19 protein-coding genes are annotated in these 21,470 nt (G+C 61.5%); 6 read left to right on the forward strand and 13 right to left on the reverse strand.

The window, feature by feature from the left end:
• Positions 1–147 precede the first annotated feature (147 nt).
• A complete protein-coding gene (locus LDN75_RS14420) occupies positions 148–2,100 on the forward strand; it encodes a M13-type metalloendopeptidase (protein WP_223932972.1) in 1,953 nt (650 codons plus the stop codon).
• A 95-nt stretch (positions 2,101–2,195) separates the two neighbouring features.
• Here the strand turns inward: LDN75_RS14420 and LDN75_RS14425 are convergent, their stop codons facing one another.
• The 5 genes from LDN75_RS14425 to LDN75_RS14445 form a co-directional block, all read right to left on the reverse strand.
• Positions 2,196–3,767, reverse strand: coding sequence for an LCP family protein (locus LDN75_RS14425; protein ID WP_223932973.1), 1,572 nt, complete (start codon positions 3,765–3,767; stop codon positions 2,196–2,198).
• Between the two features lie 104 nt (positions 3,768–3,871).
• Positions 3,872–4,834, reverse strand: a complete 963-nt coding sequence (era, locus tag LDN75_RS14430; RefSeq protein ID WP_223932974.1) for a GTPase Era — start codon at positions 4,832–4,834, stop codon at positions 3,872–3,874.
• A complete protein-coding gene (locus LDN75_RS14435; protein ID WP_223932975.1) occupies positions 4,818–6,149 on the reverse strand; it encodes a hemolysin family protein in 1,332 nt (443 codons plus the stop codon). The genes era and LDN75_RS14435 overlap by 17 nt, the downstream gene beginning before the upstream one ends.
• A complete protein-coding gene (gene ybeY, locus LDN75_RS14440) occupies positions 6,146–6,619 on the reverse strand; it encodes an rRNA maturation RNase YbeY (protein ID WP_223932976.1) in 474 nt (157 codons plus the stop codon). The genes LDN75_RS14435 and ybeY overlap by 4 nt, the downstream gene beginning before the upstream one ends.
• Positions 6,616–7,701, reverse strand: coding sequence for a PhoH family protein (locus LDN75_RS14445; RefSeq protein WP_223932977.1), 1,086 nt, complete (start codon positions 7,699–7,701; stop codon positions 6,616–6,618). Before LDN75_RS14445 ends, ybeY begins: the two co-directional genes overlap by 4 nt.
• Before the next feature lie 422 nt (positions 7,702–8,123).
• On the opposite strand from LDN75_RS14445, the gene LDN75_RS14450 reads away from it, so the two are divergent.
• Positions 8,124–8,996, forward strand: a complete 873-nt coding sequence (locus tag LDN75_RS14450) for a GerMN domain-containing protein (protein WP_223937587.1) — start codon at positions 8,124–8,126, stop codon at positions 8,994–8,996.
• 46 nt (positions 8,997–9,042) lie between these two features.
• Here LDN75_RS14450 and LDN75_RS14455 read toward each other — a convergent pair whose 3' ends face one another.
• The 3 genes from LDN75_RS14455 to hrcA are packed head-to-tail and all read right to left on the reverse strand — an operon-like array spanning position 9,043 to position 12,004.
• The gene (locus LDN75_RS14455) at positions 9,043–9,816 is read right to left on the reverse strand and encodes a 16S rRNA (uracil(1498)-N(3))-methyltransferase (protein ID WP_223932978.1); all 774 of its coding nucleotides are present in this window, start codon (positions 9,814–9,816) and stop codon (positions 9,043–9,045) included.
• Between the two features lie 2 nt (positions 9,817–9,818).
• The gene (dnaJ, locus tag LDN75_RS14460; RefSeq protein WP_223932979.1) at positions 9,819–10,946 is read right to left on the reverse strand and encodes a molecular chaperone DnaJ; all 1,128 of its coding nucleotides are present in this window, start codon (positions 10,944–10,946) and stop codon (positions 9,819–9,821) included.
• A 50-nt stretch (positions 10,947–10,996) separates the two neighbouring features.
• Positions 10,997–12,004, reverse strand: a complete 1,008-nt coding sequence (gene hrcA / locus LDN75_RS14465) for a heat-inducible transcriptional repressor HrcA (protein WP_223932980.1) — start codon at positions 12,002–12,004, stop codon at positions 10,997–10,999.
• A 162-nt stretch (positions 12,005–12,166) separates the two neighbouring features.
• Here hrcA and LDN75_RS14470 point away from each other — a divergent pair, with 162 nt between their 5' ends.
• Positions 12,167–13,018: a DUF3097 domain-containing protein gene (locus LDN75_RS14470; protein WP_223932981.1), complete on the forward strand. Its 852-nt coding sequence runs from the start codon at positions 12,167–12,169 to the stop codon at positions 13,016–13,018.
• Positions 13,019–13,152: 134 nt separating this feature from the next.
• A complete protein-coding gene (locus LDN75_RS14475; RefSeq protein ID WP_159699313.1) occupies positions 13,153–13,566 on the forward strand; it encodes a DUF4870 domain-containing protein in 414 nt (137 codons plus the stop codon).
• A 29-nt stretch (positions 13,567–13,595) separates the two neighbouring features.
• On the opposite strand, the gene hemW is transcribed toward LDN75_RS14475, so the two are convergent.
• Together hemW and lepA are read right to left on the reverse strand one after the other, a co-directional pair.
• Positions 13,596–14,825: a radical SAM family heme chaperone HemW gene (gene hemW, locus LDN75_RS14480; RefSeq protein WP_223932982.1), complete on the reverse strand. Its 1,230-nt coding sequence runs from the start codon at positions 14,823–14,825 to the stop codon at positions 13,596–13,598.
• Positions 14,826–16,679, reverse strand: a complete 1,854-nt coding sequence (gene lepA / locus LDN75_RS14485; protein WP_216925590.1) for a translation elongation factor 4 — start codon at positions 16,677–16,679, stop codon at positions 14,826–14,828.
• A 203-nt stretch (positions 16,680–16,882) separates the two neighbouring features.
• On the opposite strand from lepA, the gene LDN75_RS14490 reads away from it, so the two are divergent.
• Together LDN75_RS14490 and rpsT are read left to right on the forward strand one after the other, a co-directional pair.
• On the forward strand, positions 16,883–17,419 hold the full coding sequence (locus LDN75_RS14490) for a type II toxin-antitoxin system PemK/MazF family toxin (RefSeq protein WP_223932983.1): 537 nt from the start codon (positions 16,883–16,885) through the stop codon (positions 17,417–17,419).
• A gap of 168 nt (positions 17,420–17,587) precedes the next feature.
• A complete protein-coding gene (gene rpsT, locus LDN75_RS14495; RefSeq protein ID WP_223932984.1) occupies positions 17,588–17,848 on the forward strand; it encodes a 30S ribosomal protein S20 in 261 nt (86 codons plus the stop codon).
• A 64-nt stretch (positions 17,849–17,912) separates the two neighbouring features.
• Here the strand turns inward: rpsT and holA are convergent, their stop codons facing one another.
• From holA to LDN75_RS14510, 3 genes are all read right to left on the reverse strand, one after another.
• Complete coding sequence (holA, locus tag LDN75_RS14500) at positions 17,913–18,929, reverse strand: DNA polymerase III subunit delta (RefSeq protein ID WP_223932985.1); 1,017 nt, start codon at positions 18,927–18,929, stop codon at positions 17,913–17,915.
• A 78-nt stretch (positions 18,930–19,007) separates the two neighbouring features.
• The gene (locus LDN75_RS14505) at positions 19,008–20,600 is read right to left on the reverse strand and encodes a ComEC/Rec2 family competence protein (protein WP_223932986.1); all 1,593 of its coding nucleotides are present in this window, start codon (positions 20,598–20,600) and stop codon (positions 19,008–19,010) included.
• Positions 20,593–21,441, reverse strand: a complete 849-nt coding sequence (locus LDN75_RS14510) for a helix-hairpin-helix domain-containing protein (RefSeq protein ID WP_223932987.1) — start codon at positions 21,439–21,441, stop codon at positions 20,593–20,595. Before LDN75_RS14510 ends, LDN75_RS14505 begins: the two co-directional genes overlap by 8 nt.
• Positions 21,442–21,470: the final 29 nt, after the last annotated feature.

Consider the following 21,470-nt stretch of genomic DNA (forward strand, 5'->3'; position numbering starts at 1 on the left):
GCGGCAGCTAAGAAGAAGCATTCCCGCACGCACAAGTTCACAGTAACACGGTGCGTATGATGACATTGCAACACCTCATGCAACGTCCACTATGCAGACGCCGCGACGGTGGCAACGCCGGCTGCAGCGTCCATTCAAGGAGCAACAGTGCCACAGTCGGGGATCACTCTTTCCAACATAGATCACAGCGTCCGGCCGCAGGACGATCTCTACCAGCACGTCAACGGTGCATGGCTGAACAGCACGACGATCCCTGACGACCGCCCCCTGGAAGGCACATTCACCGCTTTGCGGGACGAAGCAGAACTGGCCGTCAAGGCGATCATCGAGGAAGCGGCAAACAAGGGAGCCTCAGCCACCGGCGTCGAACAGAAGGTCGGCGGACTTTACGCCAGCTTCATGGACGAGGCCGCAGCGGAGGCGAAGGGGCTCGAGCCACTCCGGGGGCGTCTGGAAGAAGTCCGTTCAGTGGGTTCGGCCGAGGAATTCGCGGCGCTACTGGGCCGGCTGTTCCGGTGCGATGTGTCCGGCCTGTTCTCCATCTACCCGGCGCCGGACGCCGGAAACCCGGAGCGGATCCTGCTGTACATCGGGCAAGGCGGCCTGGGCCTCCCAGACGAGTCCTACTATCGCGATGAAAAGTTTGCCGCGATCGTGGTTGCCTACGGCGAATACATCGCCAAGTTGTTTAGCCTCGCCGGTGTTCCTGACGCAGAAGCCGCTGCTGGCCGCATTGTCGCCTTGGAAAAGGCCCTCGCATCCCACCACTGGGACAACGTCACCCTTCGTGACCCCCAAAAGACGTACAACCTCAAGACCGCGGAAGAAGCAGCGAAGCTGTTCCCCCTACTGGATACCTGGTTTGACGCCGGCCGTGTCGACGCCGGCAAGCGGAGCGAGATCGTGGTCAGCACACCGGACTTCTTTGCAGGCGCCGCTTCGCTGTTGGAATCGGAACCACTGGATGTCTGGAAGGAATGGCTGACCCTGAGGGTGCTCAGCTCCGCCGCGCCATACCTTTCCTCGGTGTTTGTGGACACGAACTTCGACTTCTACGGGACCACCCTCAGCGGCACCCCCCAGAACAAGGAGCGCTGGAAGCGCGGCGTTGCCGTCGTCGAAGCAGCACTCGGCGAGGCCGTGGGCCAAATTTACGTGGAGCGGCATTTTCCTGAAGGTCACAAGGCAAGGATGCAAACCCTCGTGGCCAATCTGATTGAGGCCTACCGGGACAGCATTTCTTCCCTTGAGTGGATGGGTGAGGATACAAAGGCCGAGGCCCTCAAGAAATTGGATGCGTTCCGCCCCAAGATTGGTTTCCCTGAGAAATGGATCGACTACTCCGCCGTTGAGATCGACCCCAATGACCTTTTGGGCAACGTAGAACGGGCCCATGACGCCGACGTCGACCGCCACCTGGACGAAATAGGCAAGCCCGTTGACTTGGACAAGTGGCTCATGACGCCACAGACCGTGAACGCGTACTATCACCCGATGCTGAACGAAATCGTGTTCCCCGCCGCTATCCTCCAGCCACCCTTCTTCACGGCAGAGGCAGACGACGCCGTGAACTACGGTGGCATTGGTGCCGTGATCGGCCATGAGATCGGCCATGGATTCGACGACCAGGGATCCCAATTCGACGGCAGCGGAGCACTCCGCAATTGGTGGACAGAAGAGGACAGGACGGCTTTTGAAGCCCGGACGGCAAAGTTGGTTGCCCAATACGATGCCCTATCGCCCTATGCGGCACCTGACCACAAGGTCAATGGGAAGCTGACGCTGGGTGAGAACATCGGCGACCTCGGCGGGCTCACGATTGCGTACAAGGCCTACCTTCTCAGTCTCGACGGCGCCGAGCCTGAGGTCCTGGATGGTTTCACGGGCCAGCAGCGGTTCTTCATGTCATGGGCTGCCGGCTGGCGCCAGGTGATCCGGCCCGAGGAAGCGATCCGCAGGCTCGCCACCGATCCACACTCCCCCAACGAATTCCGCACCAATGCCATTGCCCGCAACCTTGACGCCTTCCACGAAGCATTCCAGGTCAACGATCAAGACCGGATGTGGATGGAACCCGGGGACAGGGTCAGCATCTGGTAAGGCCCCTACGACGAATGGCCGGATCCCGTGGATGAATCGGGGTCCGGCCATTCGTCTTTGGCTGCCTTTGCAGCCTGTTACCGCTGAGATGACTGTTATTGGGTGATGTAGAGCGGGTTCACCTGTTGACACACTGCTTCTTTGGCCGTCTGGTTGACTACATCGGGTGGAACCGAGGCCGCCCCATAGGCTGTCCCGGTGGCGAAGTCCGTGCCCACGTAGAGCTGTACGCCCGAAACCCGTGGGGATGGCTGAACCTGTGCCGCCGGGATGCCGAAGAGCGTGGCAATGTCCGTAGCAACGTCAGCGAAGTCCGGACCGTAGTAGACAACAGTCTTCTCCACGGGGTTTGCCAGATAGGAAACGGACTGCGCAAATCCATTGCCGGTCAAGGTCGCCAAAATCTCCTGCGCCCTGGTCCCAACTCCGCTGCCGTTGGCGACTGCCACCGGCTGGATGGCTTTGTTGTAGGCCGGAACTGCAGGAGCAACAGTGGTAGGGGCCGCCGAAGGTGTTCCTTCCGCAGGCCCTGTTGGGGCCGGACTAGACGTCGCCCCGGGATTTGTCAGGTCCAGATCGGCGCGAAGGGCTGCGAAGAGCTGTGATGCCTGGGGCTCAACGAGCTCCAACCGGTTGGGGTCCAATGCGGCAGGCTGGGTGGGGACGGCGACAAACGCGACCTTGGAGACATCAATGTCCTTCAGCCTTCCACCAATCGTCAACAGTGATGGCACTGACGCCAGCCCCTCATCAACAGTGAGGTTTTGCGTCACGACGTCGGCGATCTGCAGGAGCCTTTGTGGATTGCCGAGCGTGCCGTCGGCCTTGAGCTTCCGCGTCAGGGACGAAAGAAACGCCTGCTGGCCCTTGATTCGGCCAAGGTCGCCACCGTCTCCGAAGGCATGCCTGGTACGCAGGAATGCCAGGGCCTGCTCGCCTTCCACCTGGGAATTGCCCTTCGGCAAACGAAGATGGGAGTCGGGATCAAAGACGGGATCACTGACACAAACATCCACTCCGCCGACGGCCTTGGAGAGTTCCTTCACCGCATTGAAGTCGGCCATCATGAAGTGATCTATTTCCAGGCCGGTGAGTTTATTGATGGTGTCCACGGCGCAACCGATACCGGCTTCTGCCATGGCTTCGTTGATCATCACGCCGCTACGGGCGGGGAACGTCTGGTTGTTGGTGTGGTCCGTGCACTGGGGCACATCAACAAGGAGGTCACGCGGGAAACTCATGACGCTGACCCGTTTGTTGTCAGCGGAAATGTCCAGCAGCATCATGACGTCCGAGTGGCCATAGCCAGTGGAATCGTCCGCGTTGCCGTACTGCGAGTTTTTCCCATCGCGGGTGTCCGAGCCGAGGATAAGGATCTGCAGCCGGTCCGATTTGTCATTCACCACGGCGTCGGTGGCATCACGCGTTTCGCCCGCGGATAGCGGGGCCTTGGTGATGTTGGTCTGTAGCCGGATAAACCAGAAGGCTGCAAAAGCAACGCCGGCAACGAGAGCCACCGACACGACGCCGGTAACAATCTTTAGCCACAACGGGAGCCCCTTGGGCGCGTTCATGTGGCGCGGAGTTCCCTCGGGGTCCTCCCCATGGCGCGCCGCATCGGGAGCAGCGGTGCCGGGGCCCGGCGGGCGGGCGTCACGACGTCGCACTATTCGGTTACCTTTCCTCAAACACGTGGATCCCCGCAATCATAGTGGCCGATTCTGGGAAGTTCCTTATCGAGCCCAAGCCACGCCGTTGCCGTGACGCCGGGTCAGAAGCCGAGTTTTACCAATTGCTTGGGATCCCGCTGCCAGTCTTTGGCAACCTTGACATGCAAATCCAGGTAGATCCTGGTTCCCAGGAGCGTCTCGATTCCCTTACGCGCATTGGTTCCGACTTCACGCAGCCTGCTCCCACCCTTGCCGATGATGATTGCTTTTTGGGAAGGACGCTCCACGTAAAGATTGACCCGGACGTCCAGCAACGGATTCTCTTCGGTGCGGCCTTCGCGTGGCACGATTTCCTCGACAACAACGGCCAGGGAGTGGGGAAGTTCATCCCGGACACCTTCGAGGGCAGCTTCGCGGATGAGTTCGGCAATCATGACGGCCTCGGGCTCGTCGGTCAGCTCGCCGTCCGGATAAAGCGGCGGCGACGACGGCATATGCCCAATAAGTACGTCCGCAACAGTGGACACCTGGAAACCATCGGCTGCAGAAACGGGGACGATATCCGCCCAGCCCTGGTCCCCGAGGACTTCCCGGCCCAATGCGGCAACAGCGAGCAGCTGCTCCGTGAGAGCCTGGCGGTCCACGAGGTCGGTCTTGGTCACAATGGCAACAATGGGCTTGCGGCCCACGGCAGCCAACTGAGCGGCGATGTACTTGTCGCCGGGACCGATTTTCTCATTGGCCGGCAAGCAGAAGCCAATAGCGTCCACCTCGGACAAGGTGTCGGCAACGAGGTCGTTGAGCCGCTTTCCCAAGAGAGTGCGGGGCCGGTGGAGGCCGGGAGTATCAACCAGGATCAGTTGTGCGTCCTCGCGGTGGACGATGCCGCGAATCGTGTGGCGCGTGGTCTGCGGTTTGGCCGATGTAATGGCCACCTTCTGGCCCACCAAGGCATTTGTCAGCGTGGACTTACCCGCGTTCGGGCGGCCAACAAGGACCGAGAATCCGGCGTGGAAGCCACCGAAATCGTCATCGGCGTCGAACTTTTTATTTTGCTTGCTCACGTGGAACTCCCTGTTGCGTTGTGTCGGCCTCATCGAGAAGGTCTTCAAAGTCAGTGTCTTCCTTTGGCATGGCAGCCGCAATGATGTGGCTGACCCGGTTTCGGCGACCCTCAAGCCTATCTGCCTTTAGCGACACACCGTTCACTTCAACGGAGCTTCCGACGATGGGGACCTGGCCGAGCGCCTTGGCAAGGAGGCCTCCGACGGTATCCACTTCGTCGTCGTCGAGGTCGATATCGAACAGCTCCCCCAGGTCATCGATGCTCATGCGGGCGCTGACACGGTAGCTTCCATCGCCGAGGTCCACCGCCTCTTCCGCCGCGGCGTCATACTCATCAACGATCTCGCCCACGATTTCCTCGATGAGGTCCTCCAGGGTGACAAGGCCGGCGGTGCCGCCATACTCGTCAATGACAATGGCCACATGCGTGGATTCCTTCTGCAGTTCCTTCAAGAGGTCGCTCACAGGCTTGGATTCCGGCACGTATCTAACCTCCCGGGCGAGCGAATCGACGTCGTGCTGTTGCAGTCCGGGTTCGCCGCGATGCATCGCCGCGGCAACGTCCTTGAGGTAGAGAATGCCGCGGATCTGGTCCGTATTCTCGCCAATGACCGGGATACGGGAATAGCCGGAACGGAGGAAAAGCGCCATGGCAGCTTCGAGGTCCGAACCCGCTCCAATGCTGACGATGTCCGTACGGGGAACCATGACCGAGCGAACCAAGGTATCGCCGAAGTCGAAGACTGAGTGGATGAGCTCTGCCTCGTTGTCTTCGATCATGTCCGATTCCGCCGCGCGATCCACGAACTCACGGAATTCTTCCTCGCTGACGAACGCGTCATCACCACCGGGGGCGCCGGGAGCGACCGCGCTCCCCAACGCGACCAGCCAGCCGGGAATCGGCCCAAGGACCCAGCACAAGAACCTGATCAGCGGGGCCGTAAACCTGACAACGGGACCGGAATGGGCGCGGCCCAACTGCCGCGGCGAGACGCCAACCAAAACGAATCCGATGACTGCCATGATGCCTGTCGCCGCCAGGCCTGCAAGCCATACGTTGTCCAGCAAACTATGCATGACGACAGCGACGGCCACTGCGGCTGCCATCTCGAACCACACGCGCCAGAACCTCAGGGCCCGCATATGTGCGATGGGGTTCTTGAGGATGCTCCCCAAGGCCCTGCCCTTGCTGCGGACCACTGATTGTTCAGCTTCGTGCCGCGGCAGGAAATTGAACGCAGCCTCAGCTGCGGTCAGCAAGGCGACGAAGCTGAGAAAAACCAGCGCCATGCCGACCAGGATGAGCGAGGTCACTGCATGGTCTCCATGGGGGCATCCTTGCCCAGGAACTCAGACAGCAACTCACGCTGCAAACCGAACATTTCTTCCTTTTCCTCCGGTTCAGCATGGTCGAAACCGAGCAGGTGGAGGATGCCGTGCGTAGCGAGCAACAGCATCTCATCCTGGGTGGTGTGTCCGGCGTTCCGCGCCTGCACCTGGGCCACTTGGGGACATATGGCGATGTCTCCAAGCATTCCCTGCGGCGTGGGCTTGTCAGGAGTGCCCGGCGTCAGCTCGTCCATGGGCACCGAGAGCACATCCGTGGCTCCGGGTTCGTCCATGAGTTCAATGTGCAGCTTCTCCATGGCGGGTTCATCCACCAGCAGGATGGACAGCTCAGCCTGCGGATGGATGTAGAGGCGCTCAAAAATGAACCGCGACAATGTGACCAGCTGGGCTTCGTCCACCTCCACACCGGATTCGTTATTGATTTCAATGCTCATTTTCGTTCTCCACGTTTGTGATGTGTGCCTGCGGCCCCATCTGTACGATGAGCCTCATCCCACTTGCTATAGGCCGAAACAATGTCCCCGACCAGACGGTGCCGAACGACGTCAGCGGCCTCAAGGATGGAGAAATTGACGTCATCGATCCCAGTGAGGATTTCCCGTACTATCCGGAGTCCGGAGGTGGAGCCAAAAGGCAGGTCGATCTGCGTAACGTCGCCGGTAACAACCATCTTGGAACCGAATCCGAGGCGGGTCAGGAACATCTTCATCTGTTCAGGAGTGGTGTTCTGGGCCTCGTCCAGGATGATGAACGCGTCATTGAGCGTCCGTCCACGCATGTACGCCAAGGGTGCGACTTCAATGGTGCCCGCAGCCATCAGCCGTGGAATGGACTCCGGGTCCATCATGTCGTGCAAAGCGTCGTAAAGCGGCCGCAGGTAGGGATCGATCTTGTCGCTCAGCGTTCCCGGCAGGAAGCCCAGCCGCTCCCCCGCCTCAACAGCCGGGCGGGTCAGGATGATCCGGCTGACTTCCTTCAGCTGGAGCGCTTGAACGGCCTTGGCCATGGCGAGGTAGGTCTTGCCGGTACCTGCCGGGCCAATGCCGAAGATCACGGTGTTCGCATCTATGGCATCCACATAGTTCTTCTGGTTCAGCGTCTTGGGCCGGATGGTCTTGCCCCGGCTGGAGAGAATGTTGTGGGTAAGGACATCCACAGGATTCTGGACGGACTGCGTCCTCAACAAGGAAACGAGCTGCTGCAGGACGTCAGGAGTCACCACTGTGCCCCTGGCCACGAGTCCCCGGACCTCCTCGAGGAGGCGCATGATGCGCGGTATGACCGTGGAGGGACCGGACATGGACAATTCATTGCCGCGAACGTGGAAGTTGACGTCGGGAAACTGCTCCTCGATGTAGCGCAAGGCTTCGTCATGGCTGCCCAATGAGTGAACCATCTGATCGGAGTTGTCGAACGTGACGATTTCCGTGCGCGTGCCCGGTAAGGTGTGCGGGAACTCGGTGGTGGCTGGGTTCCCGTTTCCGGTCCGCAACCGCCCATTCAGGGATTCACTCATAGTGGTGGCCGTGCGGCCTCTTCTCCTCCGGTCGGAATACAGTTAGTCCATCGTTTCGACAACGGGACTGGCTTAACCGCCAGGCCATATGCCGGAATGCCTTCAATCCTACGCCAGCCCGGCACGCCCAGGGCGTACGCGCGTGCTTCGTCCACTTGCACACTCCGCCGGCGGACGACATTTTGTCTCAACTCGGCATCAAGCGGGTATCAATCCTGTTTCAGTTACTGCCAGTGCCCGCAAACCCGGCCAGCCGCCGTCGACGATATGCCAAGCTGGCAGGGCGGGTAGAAAGAATACGCGCATTCGAAAAGGGCTGGCGACACCGCCGGCCGCAAGGCAAGGAACACCCCATCACGCAGTCAGCAAGCCACCAGCCCGGCGGGCGAAAGCGGAACAAATCCGTCGTCGCAGCGCCTGCGATGCTTGCTGTCCTGCTGCTGACCGGGTGCATCGCCAACGGCGGATCCACCCAGGCCACCTCCAGCCCGCCGCCGGTCAGCCTCCAGGAGGCGCCCGCCAGCAACGCTCCCCTGGAGACCACCCAAGCATCAACAAAGATCCCGGTGTACTGGATTGGTCGGAGCAAGGACGATGTCTACCTGTACCGCGAATTCAGGGACATCCGGGGCGATGGAAACCCAGTAACCACGGCGCTGCGGATCATGATGGCCGAAAAGCCGTTGGACCACGACTTTTTTACGCCCTGGCAGGATCCAGGCAGCCTGGCAACATCCATTTCGGGCAAGAACGTCATCACTGTTGATATTTCGCGCGACGCCTTCAACTCCAACCTTGACGCAGGCATGGCGCAAAGGGCGGTACAGCAGCTGGTCTACACAGCTACCGCGGCAGCCTCGTCATCGGGCCTGATCAACTCCGGCCAGCAAATCCAGGTGGTCATCCTGGTGGACGGCCATACGGACTTCATGGCCTTCGGCCAGGTGCGGCTTGGTCAGCCCATGGCCAGGGACGCCTCCTTGGTAGCGCCGCTGTGGATTATCGATCCGCAAGAGGACACCTCACTCCCCGCGGGTCCCGTCAAATTCAATGGCCGCAGTACTGACAGCTCCAAGCCCGTCAGCTGGCAGATCCTCCAGGACAATGGCAGCGGCGAAAAAACCAGCCTGCTCACCGGCCAGACGAAGGCCACAGGAGAGCCGGGACAATTCGGCGTGTTCTCCTTCAGCGCGACCCTGAAGCCCGGGAAGTACGAATTGCGGGTGGCCCAGGTTCAGGACTCCGGGCAAGCAAACGCATCAACCACGGACACCCGGCTTTTCAGCGTCGGCTAAGATCAGCGGCGGGCGTCGGCCAGGGGCGCCTGTAGGCCGAAACAGCCTACCAGCGGCCCAGGACGTCAGAGGCGAGTACGACGGCGGCAGGTCCCGCCGTCGAGGACCTCAGGACATGATGTCCCAACAAAGCCGTGACCGCTCCAGCGTCACTGAGGCGCGTCACCTCGCGCGGCGAGATGCCACCCTCGGGGCCGACAATCAGGAGGACCTCACGGGGTGAATCCAGCCCGGTGCCCTTCGTCTCCACCAGCGCTTCAAGCACTGCCCGTAGGGGTCTCTTTGCGTCCTCGTGAAGGATTACGGCCAAGTCTGCCGAAGCAACAGCCTTTGCCAACGCCCCGGAATCCAGGATGGGACGCACCTCGGGTATCCATGCCCTGCGGGCCTGCTTGGCCGCGGCAGTGACCACTGACTGCCACTTCGCGTGGGCCTTGGCAGCGCGATCGCCCTTCCAACGGACAATGGATCGTTCAGCCTGCCAAGGGATCACGGCATCAATGCCCAGCTCTGTGGCTGTTTCAATAGCCAGCTCGTCACGGTCACCCTTGGCCAATGCTTGAACAAGTACCAGACGCACGTCAGGCTGCTCTTCGAAAACTACCTCGGATGCCTTGACGGACAAGCTTCCGGGACCAACCTCTGCCACTGTGCCCGTGAGGCGGGCCCCTGCGCCATCGGCAATGTCCACGGCTTCACCCACCGTGAGCCTCTTCACCGTTACGGCATGCCTGGCTTCTGCACCGTCAATGGCGAACAAAGCGCCCGGCTCAACGCCATCCAGGCTCCCGGCGGGCGCGAAGAAAACGGGGTTGCTCACCGCTACAGGTTACCGAGCTTGTCCCGCAGCTTGGCGAACATGCCGCCGCTGGCCACGAGCTTGCCTTCGCTGAACTGCTCTCCGCGCAACTTGGCAAGCTGCTGCAACAGCTCTTCCTGTGCCGGATCCAGCTTGACCGGTGTCTCAACGTGCAGGTGCACCTTGAGATCGCCGCGGCCGTAGCCCCTGAGGTGGGTAACGCCCAAACCGCGAAGAGTGATGACCTCGCCGGACTGGGTGCCGGCCTTGACATCGATCTCCTGGGGCCCGTCAAAGGTTTCCAGGGTCAGTTCCGTGCCCAAGGCGGCTGCGGTCATCGGAACGCTCAGAGTTGCGTGCAGATCGTCGCCTTCACGGATATACGTGGAGTCATTGTTGACGCGGATCTCTACGTAAAGATCGCCCGCAGGTCCGCCAGCCGGTCCCGCCTCGCCCTGCCCGGAGAGCTGGATGCGGGTACCCGTGGCAACACCGGCAGGGACCTTGATGGTGAGGGAACGGCGGCTGCGGATGCGCCCCTGCCCGTTGCACTCGTTGCAGGGATCCTTGATGACCGTACCGAAGCCCTCGCAGGAACCACACGGCGCCGTGGTCATGACCTGGCCCAGGATGGAACGAACAGCCCGCTGGACCTGGCCGCTGCCGCCACAAATGTCACAACGCTCCGGGTGCGTGCCAGGCCGGCAGCAGCTGCCATCACACGTGGGGCAGACAACGGCCGTATCAACTTCGAGCTTCTTGTTGACACCGAACACGGCGTCTTTGAGGTCGATGCGGACGCTGATGAGTGCATCCTGGCCCCTGCGTACGCGGGAGGCCGGACCCGCGTGTCCGCCGCCACCGCCGAAGAAGGTATCGAAGATGTCCTGGAACGCAAAGCCTTGGCCAGAGTAACCGCCACCAAAGCCGTTGTCAGTGCCGTTCTCGTTACCGGTGGCATCGTAGACGCGGCGCTTTTGGGGGTCGGACAGCACTTCGTAGGCATGCGTCACGGCTTTGAACTGCTCCGCGACATCCTCACCAGGGTTGACGTCCGGGTGAAGCTTGCGCGCCAACTTGCGGTACGCCTTTTTGATCTCTTCCCCGGTGGCTTCCGGCGAGACTCCCAAAACGTCATAGTGGCTGCTCAAAGTCGGTATCTCTTCCTTGTTGTACTGCGATTCTTACCTCGGGGCTGGCGTCAGCCGCCGAGAATGCGGGAAAGGTAACGGGCCACGGCGCGCACGGCAGCCATGGTGGTGGGATAGTCCATCCGGGTTGGTCCGAGGATTCCCACCTTGGCGCCGGAGCCATACCCCGTTGCCACGACTGATGCCTCAGCCAGGCCGTCATAGGGATTCTCGCGCCCGATGCTCACTGACACCCCGCGAGGATCATCCCCCATGTCGGACAACAACCGGAGCATGACAACTTGTTCCTCAAGGGCCTCCAGCACTGGCCCAATACTCAACGGAAAGTCCACGTTGGAGCGCGCAAGGTTGGCTGTTCCGGCAAGGACGATGCGCTCTTCACGGCTGGTGTCACTCAGTGCCTGCAGACCATGGGCAAGATGCTGCGCGAGTCCCCGAAGGTCCGGCGGACACAGCGCCACCACGGAAGGCAACACCTGCGGCAGCAAAGCCAGTTGGGTTCCCGCGATACTGCCAAGGAACCTGGAACGCAGAGACATCAGGGCCTCGTTGCTGACATCGGAGCCGGCCTCGATGACCTTCTGGCCAACGCTTCCCGTATCTGCGATGAGCACAACGAGCACCTGCTTTGGTGCCAGGAGCACAAACTCAACGTGGCGGACCAAGGCCCGGTTGGAGTGTGGGTACTGAACGACGGCGACCTGGTTGGTCAGTTGCGACAGCAGCCTGACTGTGCGCTCAAGGATGTCATCGAGGTCGTCCGGCCCCTCCAGGAGCGAATGGATGGCTCGACGCTCCGCGGCGGACAACGGCTTGACCTGCGAGATTCGGTCCACGAACAGCCGATAGCCCTTGTCCGTGGGAATCCGGCCCGCGCTGGTGTGCGGCGCCGCGATGAGGCCCTCTTCTTCAAGTACGGCCATATCATTGCGGATGGTGGCGCTGGAAACGCCGAGATGGTGCCGCTCCACAAGTGCCTTGGATCCAACAGGCTCGCGGGAATGCACATAATCCTCAACGATTGCGCGCAGCACCTCAAGCTTGCGTGGCTCACTCATTGCAACACCTCCTGACGACTGTCCGGGCCTACATCGGACCAATACTTAGCACTCAACATGCCTAAGTGCTAACAAGTCTAGTATGAGCCAGGGCGTTGCTAGCATTGAAACCGCCCGCGGGAGTTATTCCCAGCACAACCAGCACAAAGGGGTATGAAGTCCTTGGCTTTCGACACGTGGGGCCCGCAGGATCTGTCCGCTCCTGCCAAACGCAAACTCCCCGAGGTAGCCGTCCAGCGCGGAATGGTCCTGGAAGATGTCCGGTCCGGCTGGGTGGGCGAGGTTACCCGGGTGGAGAAATCCGGGGGCATGCACATCGTCTCTCTGGAGGACAGGCGCGGCAAGACAAAGTCCTTCCAGCTTGGGTTTGGCTTCCTGCTTGAAGGCCAGGCCATTCGGCTCATGCCGCCTGCCGCAAAGACTCCGGCTACGCCTGTGCAAGCAGGACGGACTGCGTCTGGTTCCGTGAAGGTCACGGGCCAGCGTGCCCAGGTGGCCAAGGCGAGCCGCATCTGGGTAGAAGGCAAGCACGACGCCGAACTGGTGGAGAAAGTTTGGGGCGACGATCTCCGCATTGAGGGCATCGTGGTCGAGCCACTCCACGGCGTGGACGACCTCAAGTCGGCGATCGCCGCGTTCTCCCCCGGGCCGGGCCGCAGGCTCGGGATCCTGGTAGACCACCTCGTGGCGGGCTCAAAGGAATCGCGCATCGCCGAAGAAGCCATGACGGTGCCCGGAGCCGCCGGAAACGTCCTTATTGTCGGTCACCCCTATGTGGATGTCTGGCAAGCCATCCGGCCAAAAGTGCTGGGTATGGAGCGTTGGCCGGAAGTTCCACGAGGGACTGACTGGAAGACCGGGATTCTGGCCGCCTTCGGTTGGCCGCACGAAACGGCTGAAGACATTGGCCTCGGCTGGCAACGCCTGCTCGGCGCGGTACGCAGCTATGCGGACCTGGAAGCCTCGCTCCTGGGAAGGGTGGAGGAAGTCATCGACTTCCTCACTACGCCCTGAATGCCAGTTCCTGATCTGCGCCCCTGAATACGCTTTCCTCAGGGACCCAACGGGGCGTTGGTCCCGGGATGACCCGGGACCCAGTATTCTGGGACAGCAACACCGCAGCATCTTTACAGCAAAGGGAAGACACCGTGGCAGAGAACGCTCCTGAAGAACCGGGCAGCGCCGCAGGCCAGCCCCAGTACCATGGCGCGCCTGCAAACGCACTCCCACTGACGGCAAGCGAAGACCGGCAGTGGGCCACATTGGCGCACTTCGGAGGAATTCTGGGATGCCTGCCGTCCCTGCTGATCTATCTGATTTTCCGTGATCGCGGGCCGTTTACGGCACAGGAGTCGAAGGAAGCACTGAACTTCACACTTCCGCCGACCATCGCGGCGGTGCTCGCAAATATCCTGGTCCTGCTTCCCGTGGTCGGCAATATCTTTGCAGTCATCGCCACGGGAATCTGGGTAGCTCTAACGTGCTTCTCAGTCTCGGCCGGTATTCGTGTCAACCACGGACAGCCCCACCGCTACAAGCTCAACCTGCGCTGGATCAAGTAGCCCACAGGTTCTGCAGGCTACTGCCGCATTCAGTCCGGCAGAATCCTTCGCACCACGGCGTCCGCCAGTAGTCGGCCCTTAAGCGTAAGAACAAGGCGGCCCTTGAAGGCCGCAACCGGATCCACCAGCTCTTCAGCGATAAGTCCCGCCATCGCATGGCGGCCAACTTTGTCCAACGCATCCACCGCTAGCCCGGTACCAAGCCGCGCCTCAAGCATGATGCGTTCGACTTCCCGGGTTTCGGCGTCGAGGGTTTCCCGGCCAGCTGCCGGCGAGGCTCCTGCAGCAAGCCTGTTGGCATAAGCCGTTGGGTGCTTTACGTTCCACCAGCGGACCCCGCCCACGTGTGAGTGGGCGCCCGGACCGATCCCCCACCAGTCATCGCCCCGCCAATAGGCAAGGTTGTGACGGCAGGCTTGTTCAGGCGTCTTCGACCAGTTACTGACCTCGTACCATGTCAGGCCAGCTTCCGTAATCAGTTTGTCAGCGAGCTCATATTTGGCGGCGTGGTCGTCGTCGTCGATTCCGGGAACTTCGCCCCGCCGGATTTGGGCTGCGAGCTTTGTGCCGTCCTCCACGATCAGCGCATAGGCGCTGATGTGATCGGGTTCATAGGATAGGGCGGTCTCGAGGGACAGTTGCCAGTCCGCCATCGACTCGCCCGGCGTGCCGTAGATGAGGTCCAGGCTAACGGCGAGGCCAGCCTCCCGCGCCCACTGCACCACCAGCGGAACGCGACTCGGGGTATGGGTGCGGTCCAACACTTTAAGCACATGCGGGACCGCGGATTGCATGCCGAAGGAGACGCGCGTAAATCCGGCATCAGCCAGCACCTTGAGCGACGCGGGCGTTACGGAGTCGGGGTTGGCTTCGGTGGTCACCTCCGCGCCGGGCTCAAGCCCCCAATGCCCGACGGCGGCGCGCAGGATCCGCGCCAGGTCCTCCGCAGGTAGCAACGTGGGTGTTCCGCCGCCGAAAAATACACTGCTCAGCGGCCGCTCCGGCAAGCCGGAAGCATCCAGGGCCGTTGCCGCAAAGTCCAGTTCCGTGACAGCCGTTTGGGCATAGGCATCCTGCGATGCACCACCGCCGAGCTCCGTGGCCGTATAAGTATTGAAGTCGCAGTAACCGCACCTCACGGCGCAGAACGGGATGTGCACGTAGAGGCCGAACTTGCGATGCTCGACGCCGGTCAGCACCTGCGGGGGCAGTAAGCCATCCGCAGGTGCAGGGTCGCCCAAAGGAAGGACGCTGGGCATCTACTTCTTGGCCTTGTCCTTGGACTCGTCGGTGGTCAGTGCGGCAATGAAAGCCTCCTGAGGCACTTCAACGCGACCAACCATCTTCATGCGCTTCTTGCCTTCCTTCTGCTTCTCAAGCAGTTTGCGCTTACGGGTGATGTCACCGCCGTAGCACTTGGCAAGAACGTCCTTGCGGATGGCCCGGATGCTTTCGCGGGCAATAATGCGCGATCCGATGGCCGCCTGGATGGGCACCTCAAACTGTTGACGCGGGATGAGCTCGCGCAGCTTGCCGGTCATCATGACACCGTAGGCGTAGGCCTTGTCCCGGTGGGTGATGGCACTGAAAGCATCCACTTGCTCACCCTGCAGAAGGATGTCCACCTTTACGAGGTCGGCAACCTGTTCGCCGTCGGCTTTCCAGTCCAAGGATGCGTAGCCGCGCGTCTTGGACTTAAGGAGGTCGAAGAAATCGAATACAATTTCGGCCAACGGGATCCAGTAGCGCAGCTCTACGCGGTCTTCGGACAAGTAGTCCATGCCACGCATCTGGCCACGGCGGCTCTGGCAGAGCTCCATGATGGATCCAACGAACTCGTTGGGCGCCAGGATCGTAGCGGACACCATGGGCTCGCGGACCTCGGCGATCTTGCCCGTGGGGTACTCACTGGGGTTGGTCACATGGACAACCTTCTTGTCCTCCAGCGTGACCTCGTACTCCACGTTGGGAGCTGTGGAGATGAGGTCGAGGTTGTACTCGCGCTCGAGGCGCTCACGGGTGATTTCCAGGTGCAGCAAACCCAGGAAGCCGACGCGGAAGCCAAAGCCCAGGGCAGCGGACGTCTCGGGCTCGTAGACCAGGGCGGCGTCGTTAAGCATCAGTTTCTCGAGGGCATCGCGGAGGACAGGGTAGTCAGTTCCATCAAGCGGGTACAGACCCGAGAACACCATGGGCTTCGCGTCGGCGTAGCCGCTGAGCGACTCCGATGCCGGCTTGGCGAGGTTGGTTACGGTATCACCCACCTTGGACTGGCGAACATCCTTCACGCCGGTGATGAGGTATCCCACTTCACCGACGCCAAGGCCCTTGGACGGTGTGGGTTCCGGGGAACTGACGCCGATCTCGAGGAGCTCGTGCGTGGCACGTGTTGACATCATCTGGATACGTTCCCGCGGATGCAGCATGCCATCCACCACACGAACATATGTGACCACGCCGCGGTAGGTGTCATAGACAGAGTCGAAGATCATGGCACGGGCCGGAGCATCGGGATTGCCAACGGGGGCCGGGAGGTCGCGGACGATTTTGTCCAGCAACGCTTCCACGCCTACTCCGGTCTTGCCTGAAACCTTGAGGACGTCTTCCGGGTCTCCACCAATCAGGTTGGCCAGTTCTGCCGCATACTTTTCAGGCTGGGCAGCCGGAAGGTCGATCTTGTTGAGTACCGGGATGATGGTGAGGTTGTTCTCCATCGCCAGGTAGAGGTTGGCAAGCGTCTGGGCTTCGATGCCCTGTGCTGCATCAACCAGGAGCACAGCGCCTTCACAGGCTGCCAGGGAGCGCGATACTTCATAGGTGAAGTCGACGTGGCCAGGAGTATCGATCATGTTCAGGGCGTAGCTGGTGCCATCGAGTTCCCACGGCATACGCACTGCCTGGGACTTGATGGTGATGCCGCGCTCACGTTCGATATCCATACGGTCCAGATACTGGGCCTTCATGTCGCGTTGTTGAACGACGCCGGTGTACTGCAGCATGCGGTCGGCCAGGGTGGACTTACCGTGGTCGATGTGGGCAATGATGCAGAAGTTCCGGATGATGGCCGGATCTGTTGCGGCGGGCACCGGTGCGGTGCGGGCCATGGGAGACACGCAGGATCCTTACTGTCGACACTCACACGGCAAACCCACCGGCTGGCAGTGGCCAGCCGGGACACGCCGCGTATCTGATCCTCTAGTCTCCCATGAACAAGCCGTTCGCCGTACATTCCTTCCGGACTTGATGAAACGCCTGCCGGACTCGATGAACCTCCTGGCACCTTGGCTTGGCCAGCCATCGCGGTAGCGTTGTCCGCATGGCTTTGGACTTGCGCCCACTGGGCAAACTCATCCTTCGATCCCTCAAGGCGCTCGGCGGCAGCAGTACCAGGAACTCGGCGACCGGTGGTCTCTCTGGGCAGCGAACCCGGCAACCCGCCGTCGGACATCAACAGGGCGCTTACCCCGGCGACTTCGTTGGCGCAGCAAAGCTGTACTACTCACCCAAACCGGACGGCCAGCCGGACCCTGGTGAAATTGTTTGGAGCTGGGTTCCCTTTGAAGAGGACTACTCGCGGGGCAAGGACCGGCCCGTGCTGCTGGTTGGAAGAGACGGGGCCTGGCTACTGGGCCTCATGCTGACGTCAAAGGACCACGACAACGGGACCCGGGCCGGCGATTACGTTGACATCGGAGCCGGCCCATGGGACCGGCAAGGCCGTCCCAGTGAAGTGAAGCTGGATCGGGTGATCCGCCTCAATCCCAAGGCGGTGCGGCGCGAAGGCGCGGTACTCGGCAAACCGCAGTTCCAAGAGGTTTCGCAGGCCCTGAAGGAGCGACACGGCTGGACTTAATGCCTTGGTCGCCACCCTAATCAGCTTTCTGCTATCCTTTATAGCTGTGTGTCCGTGCAGGTCGACGGCCACTCATGGTTGGCTGCCATAGGCATCCCCACGCCGCTCAGTCGATGGCCAACCTGAAAACCCTCTAGACCATTTCCGCATTAAAAAGAGAGTTCATACGTGGCTAATATCAAGTCCCAGAAGAAGCGCATCCTCACCAACGAGAAGGCTCGTCTGCGTAACAACGCCGTCAAGTCCGAGCTGAAGACGGCCATCCGCGCCGTTGCCACCGCCGTTGAGTCTGCTGACAAGGATGCTGCTGCAACTGCACTTGTTGCTGCCAGCCGCAAGCTGGACAAGGCTGTCAGCAAGGGCGTTATTCACAAGAACAACGCTGCAAACCGCAAGTCGGCGATCTCCAAGAAGGTCAACGCACTCTAAGGTTTTTCCAGTTCGACTGAGCTGATCAAGAGGCCGGCACCCCATGGGTGCCGGCCTCTTGGGTTTAACCCCGCCGTGCGGACGTGGCAATAACTGTGACCGCGTGTTCCACGGCATACACGGGATCACGGGATAGGCCTTTGACCTGGGCGTCAGCCTCGGCGATAACCTGGATGGAGCGGATGAGGCCCTCCGGGGTCCATCGGCGGACGTCCCGCTGCGCCTGCTCCACGAGCCAAGGCTGCATGCCCAGGCTCTTCGCGATGTGAGCCGACGAGCCATGCGCTCCAGCAACTTTGGCCAGAGTTCGCAGTTTTGCCGCCAAGGCGGCTACCAAGGGAACAGGATCAACCCCAGTGGAGAGGGCATGCCGCAGCGTGGACAAAGCCACTGGTCCGTTGCCAGCCATGGCAGCATCGGCCACCTTGAATGCAGTGGCCTCCACGCGTCCGCCGTAGTACTTTTCCACGGTGGCTGCATCCACCGCCGTTGTAGCGTCCGCGATCAACTGATTGCAAGCGGCCGCAAGCTCGGACAAATTGGCTCCCACCGCATTGACGAGGGCCTGGACGGCTTCGCCTTCAATCCTGCGACCTCCGGCTTTGAATTCCGAGACAACAAACGCAGTTTTGTCCGCTTCCTTCTTAAGGGGCTGGCAATCGATCACGGGCCATCCAGCGGATTTCACGGCGTCCAGCAATTTTTTCCCCCGGACACCACCGGCGTGGCGCAGGACCAAAACCACATCCTGCTCCGGATGGGACACGTAGGACAAAGAGTCAGCCAGGAACGCATCATTCATGGCTTCCAAGCCCTCTACTTCGATGAGCTTTCCCTCGCCGAACAGAGATGGGGTCACCGTCATCGCAAGCGAACCCGCCTCGTAGGAACCCGCGTTCAGCCTGCTCAGTTCAACATCCGGCGTCGCCGTCCGAACATGGGATCTGATGCGGTCCATGGCCCGGATACCGAGGTACTCCTCCGGACCCGTGATCAACACCACGGCGGCCGGCGTCGCATCCCGCCAACTGACGTTGTTCGCAGCGACGCTCTTGGCCCGGGTGTTTTGGGCAGCAGCCACAGATGGTTCCTTCCGGAGGTTTTTTTGCAGACTTCAAGTCTGCCATGCCTTGGCGGCGGGGACGCCCGATATGCCACGCTAGCGGCGTCGATCCAGCCGTCCCAACACAACAATCAAGCGGTGGTGAAGGACCACGATCCACCGGAGCACACCGCTTGGTTGCAGGGATGTCCAGACAATGAGCATGGTGACTGCCGAGGAAACGGCCATGGCAACGATGCCTGCCGGACCTTCGGCCCACGGGAGTGCCGCGCCCGGTAATCCGGCAAAGAACCGCGCTACGCCCGCCACACCAATCGCGCTGGCACCCGCCAGCGCAGTCGGAAGCGCCGCCGCCCAAGGATGGATCGCGGACAGCGGCACGGCAAGGCTCCCCAGAATTGTCACAGGAGCCACGAGGGGCCCGGCAATCACGTTGGCAATGAGCGCGTACGGCGAAAACTGGGGCTGGAGTGCCACGATCACCGGTCCACACAGCACTTGCGCAGACAATGGCACTGACACCCCCACCGCCAACCACCGGGGAATGGCGTCAGGAAACCACGACGCGATACGGCTGGCGAGCAACACGATGCCCAGCGTGGCCAGGACCGAGAGGAGGAAACCAAAGCTGGTGGCAAGGGTCGGATCCAGCAGAAGAAGTACAACCGTGGCCAAACATAGGAAAGTCAGCGGCCTCCCCCGCAACCCGCCCGTCAACGCAGCCATCCCGACAAATCCCATGACCGCTGCCCGCAGGACGCTGGGCTCCGGTCCCACCAGCACTACAAACGCAGCCAGCCCACACCCCGCGAAAGCGGCGGCGAAAGGACGAGCCAGTCTCAGGATCCTCGCAACCAGGATGAAGCCGCCCAATATGAGGCTGCAGTTCGCCCCACTCACAGCCGTCAGATGCACCATTCCGGTTGTCTTCATGTCAGCTTCCAGGCTCTCCGGAAGCTCGCTGGTGTCGCCAGTCACCATGCCTGGCAGCAGACCCGCAGCATCGGGAGGCAACCAACCTGCCGCATCGCGTAAGTGCTCGCGGAGCTTTGCGGCCGAGTCTTGCAGGTCGAAGACCGAACCCATCACCACCGGCCTGGTGGTGGCTGTGAGAACCGCGGCTTCGGATTGTCCGGGCCGGATCTCCTTGAGGGTGCCGGTTGTTCTCAATAGCTGTCCCGGGCGAACGTCCCGCCACGCATCGTCCCCCATGACCACAAGGGAGGCAGAATCTCGAATGACGTTCCCTCCGGACGTAAGGTCCACCAAGCTGGCCGGAACCGACCATCGTGTACCGCCGGAATGCCCGGGTTGGGGCGCCTCTGAAGGGCTGCCCGTGACCCGCACCTTAATGACCACACCGGCCTGGGTGCCGACGACGGCCGCGAGGGGACCTTGGTCTCGTTCTCCGGCAGCAAAAGCACAATGCCCAGCGGCCACAGCACCCAGCACACAGGCCAGGGCGAGAGTAGCCGGAACTGTCCTGGCCCGTGACGCCGTCGTTGCACGCAGGCGGGAATAAAGCAGCAGGGCGCTGCCAACACAGGCAAGGACTATGCCAATAGTGGCGGACCAGCCAGCGGCGAGAACACCACAGGCAAGGGCAGCGGCCCAGGTGACAAGCACGGCAGGGACCAGACGGAGATCCAGACGCCTCAGCAAGGGATTTCCCTCTGAATCCTCAGCCACCCTGCACCGTCACCAAATCCTGGAGCGACTCCATGAGCTTGGGTCCGATGCCATCAATGGCGTCCAACTCTTCCACCGAGGCAAACGCTCCGTGTTCCTTGCGCCAGTCTATGATGCGTTGAGCCATCACCGGACCAACCCTGGGCAGTGTCCCGAGTTCTTCCACAGAAGCAGTGTTGATATTGACCTTGGCGCCTCCGGATCCCGGGCTGACCTGGGTTTCCGCCGACCCACCTGTGCCGTTCCCGGTCCCCGTTTCCTGCGCCGCCTCTCCCGCAGCCGGAACACGGATCTTTGCCCCGTCGGTGACTACTTCCGCGAGGTTGAGTCCATTTACATCAGCACTGGCGGTTGCCCCGCCTGCAGCATCAATCGCCTGAAAGACCCGGCTTCCTTCAGGAAGCGAAACGACACCGGGTTTCTGTACCGCGCCGGCAACGTGGACCAGGAGCATCTTCGTGTCTTGTGGCTGGGCCGGGGGGCGGGTCGAATCAGGCTCGCCGCCTTCGGACACCGTTCCGTCGGCCGATAGCGACTGGCTCAGGGGCTCGGTAGTGGGTTGTCCGTTAGCCGCCTGGAAAAGGAACCACGCTGCACAGGCGGCACCAACAACGGAAACCGCAACAGCCACCCTCCAGGACGTCCGCCACCGAAGCCGCGCCGCCACCGTCTCTTGGGCGTAGAGGGGGTCCGAAACCGAAGCCTCCGGCGGGGGCTCTTCCAACAGAGGCATGGCAAGCAAGGGAGCGGGATCGCCTGAAGGGTTCAGTCCCACCGCAAGCCGCCGTCTGGCGGCCAGCGCTGCGACGTCTGGGGACGCATCCCGATTCCAGCGTGGCATGAATCGAGCCTACGAAGGACGCGACGGGA

It is taken from the genome of Arthrobacter sp. StoSoilB5 (genome assembly GCF_019977235.1).
Lineage (GTDB): Bacteria > Actinomycetota > Actinomycetes > Actinomycetales > Micrococcaceae > Arthrobacter.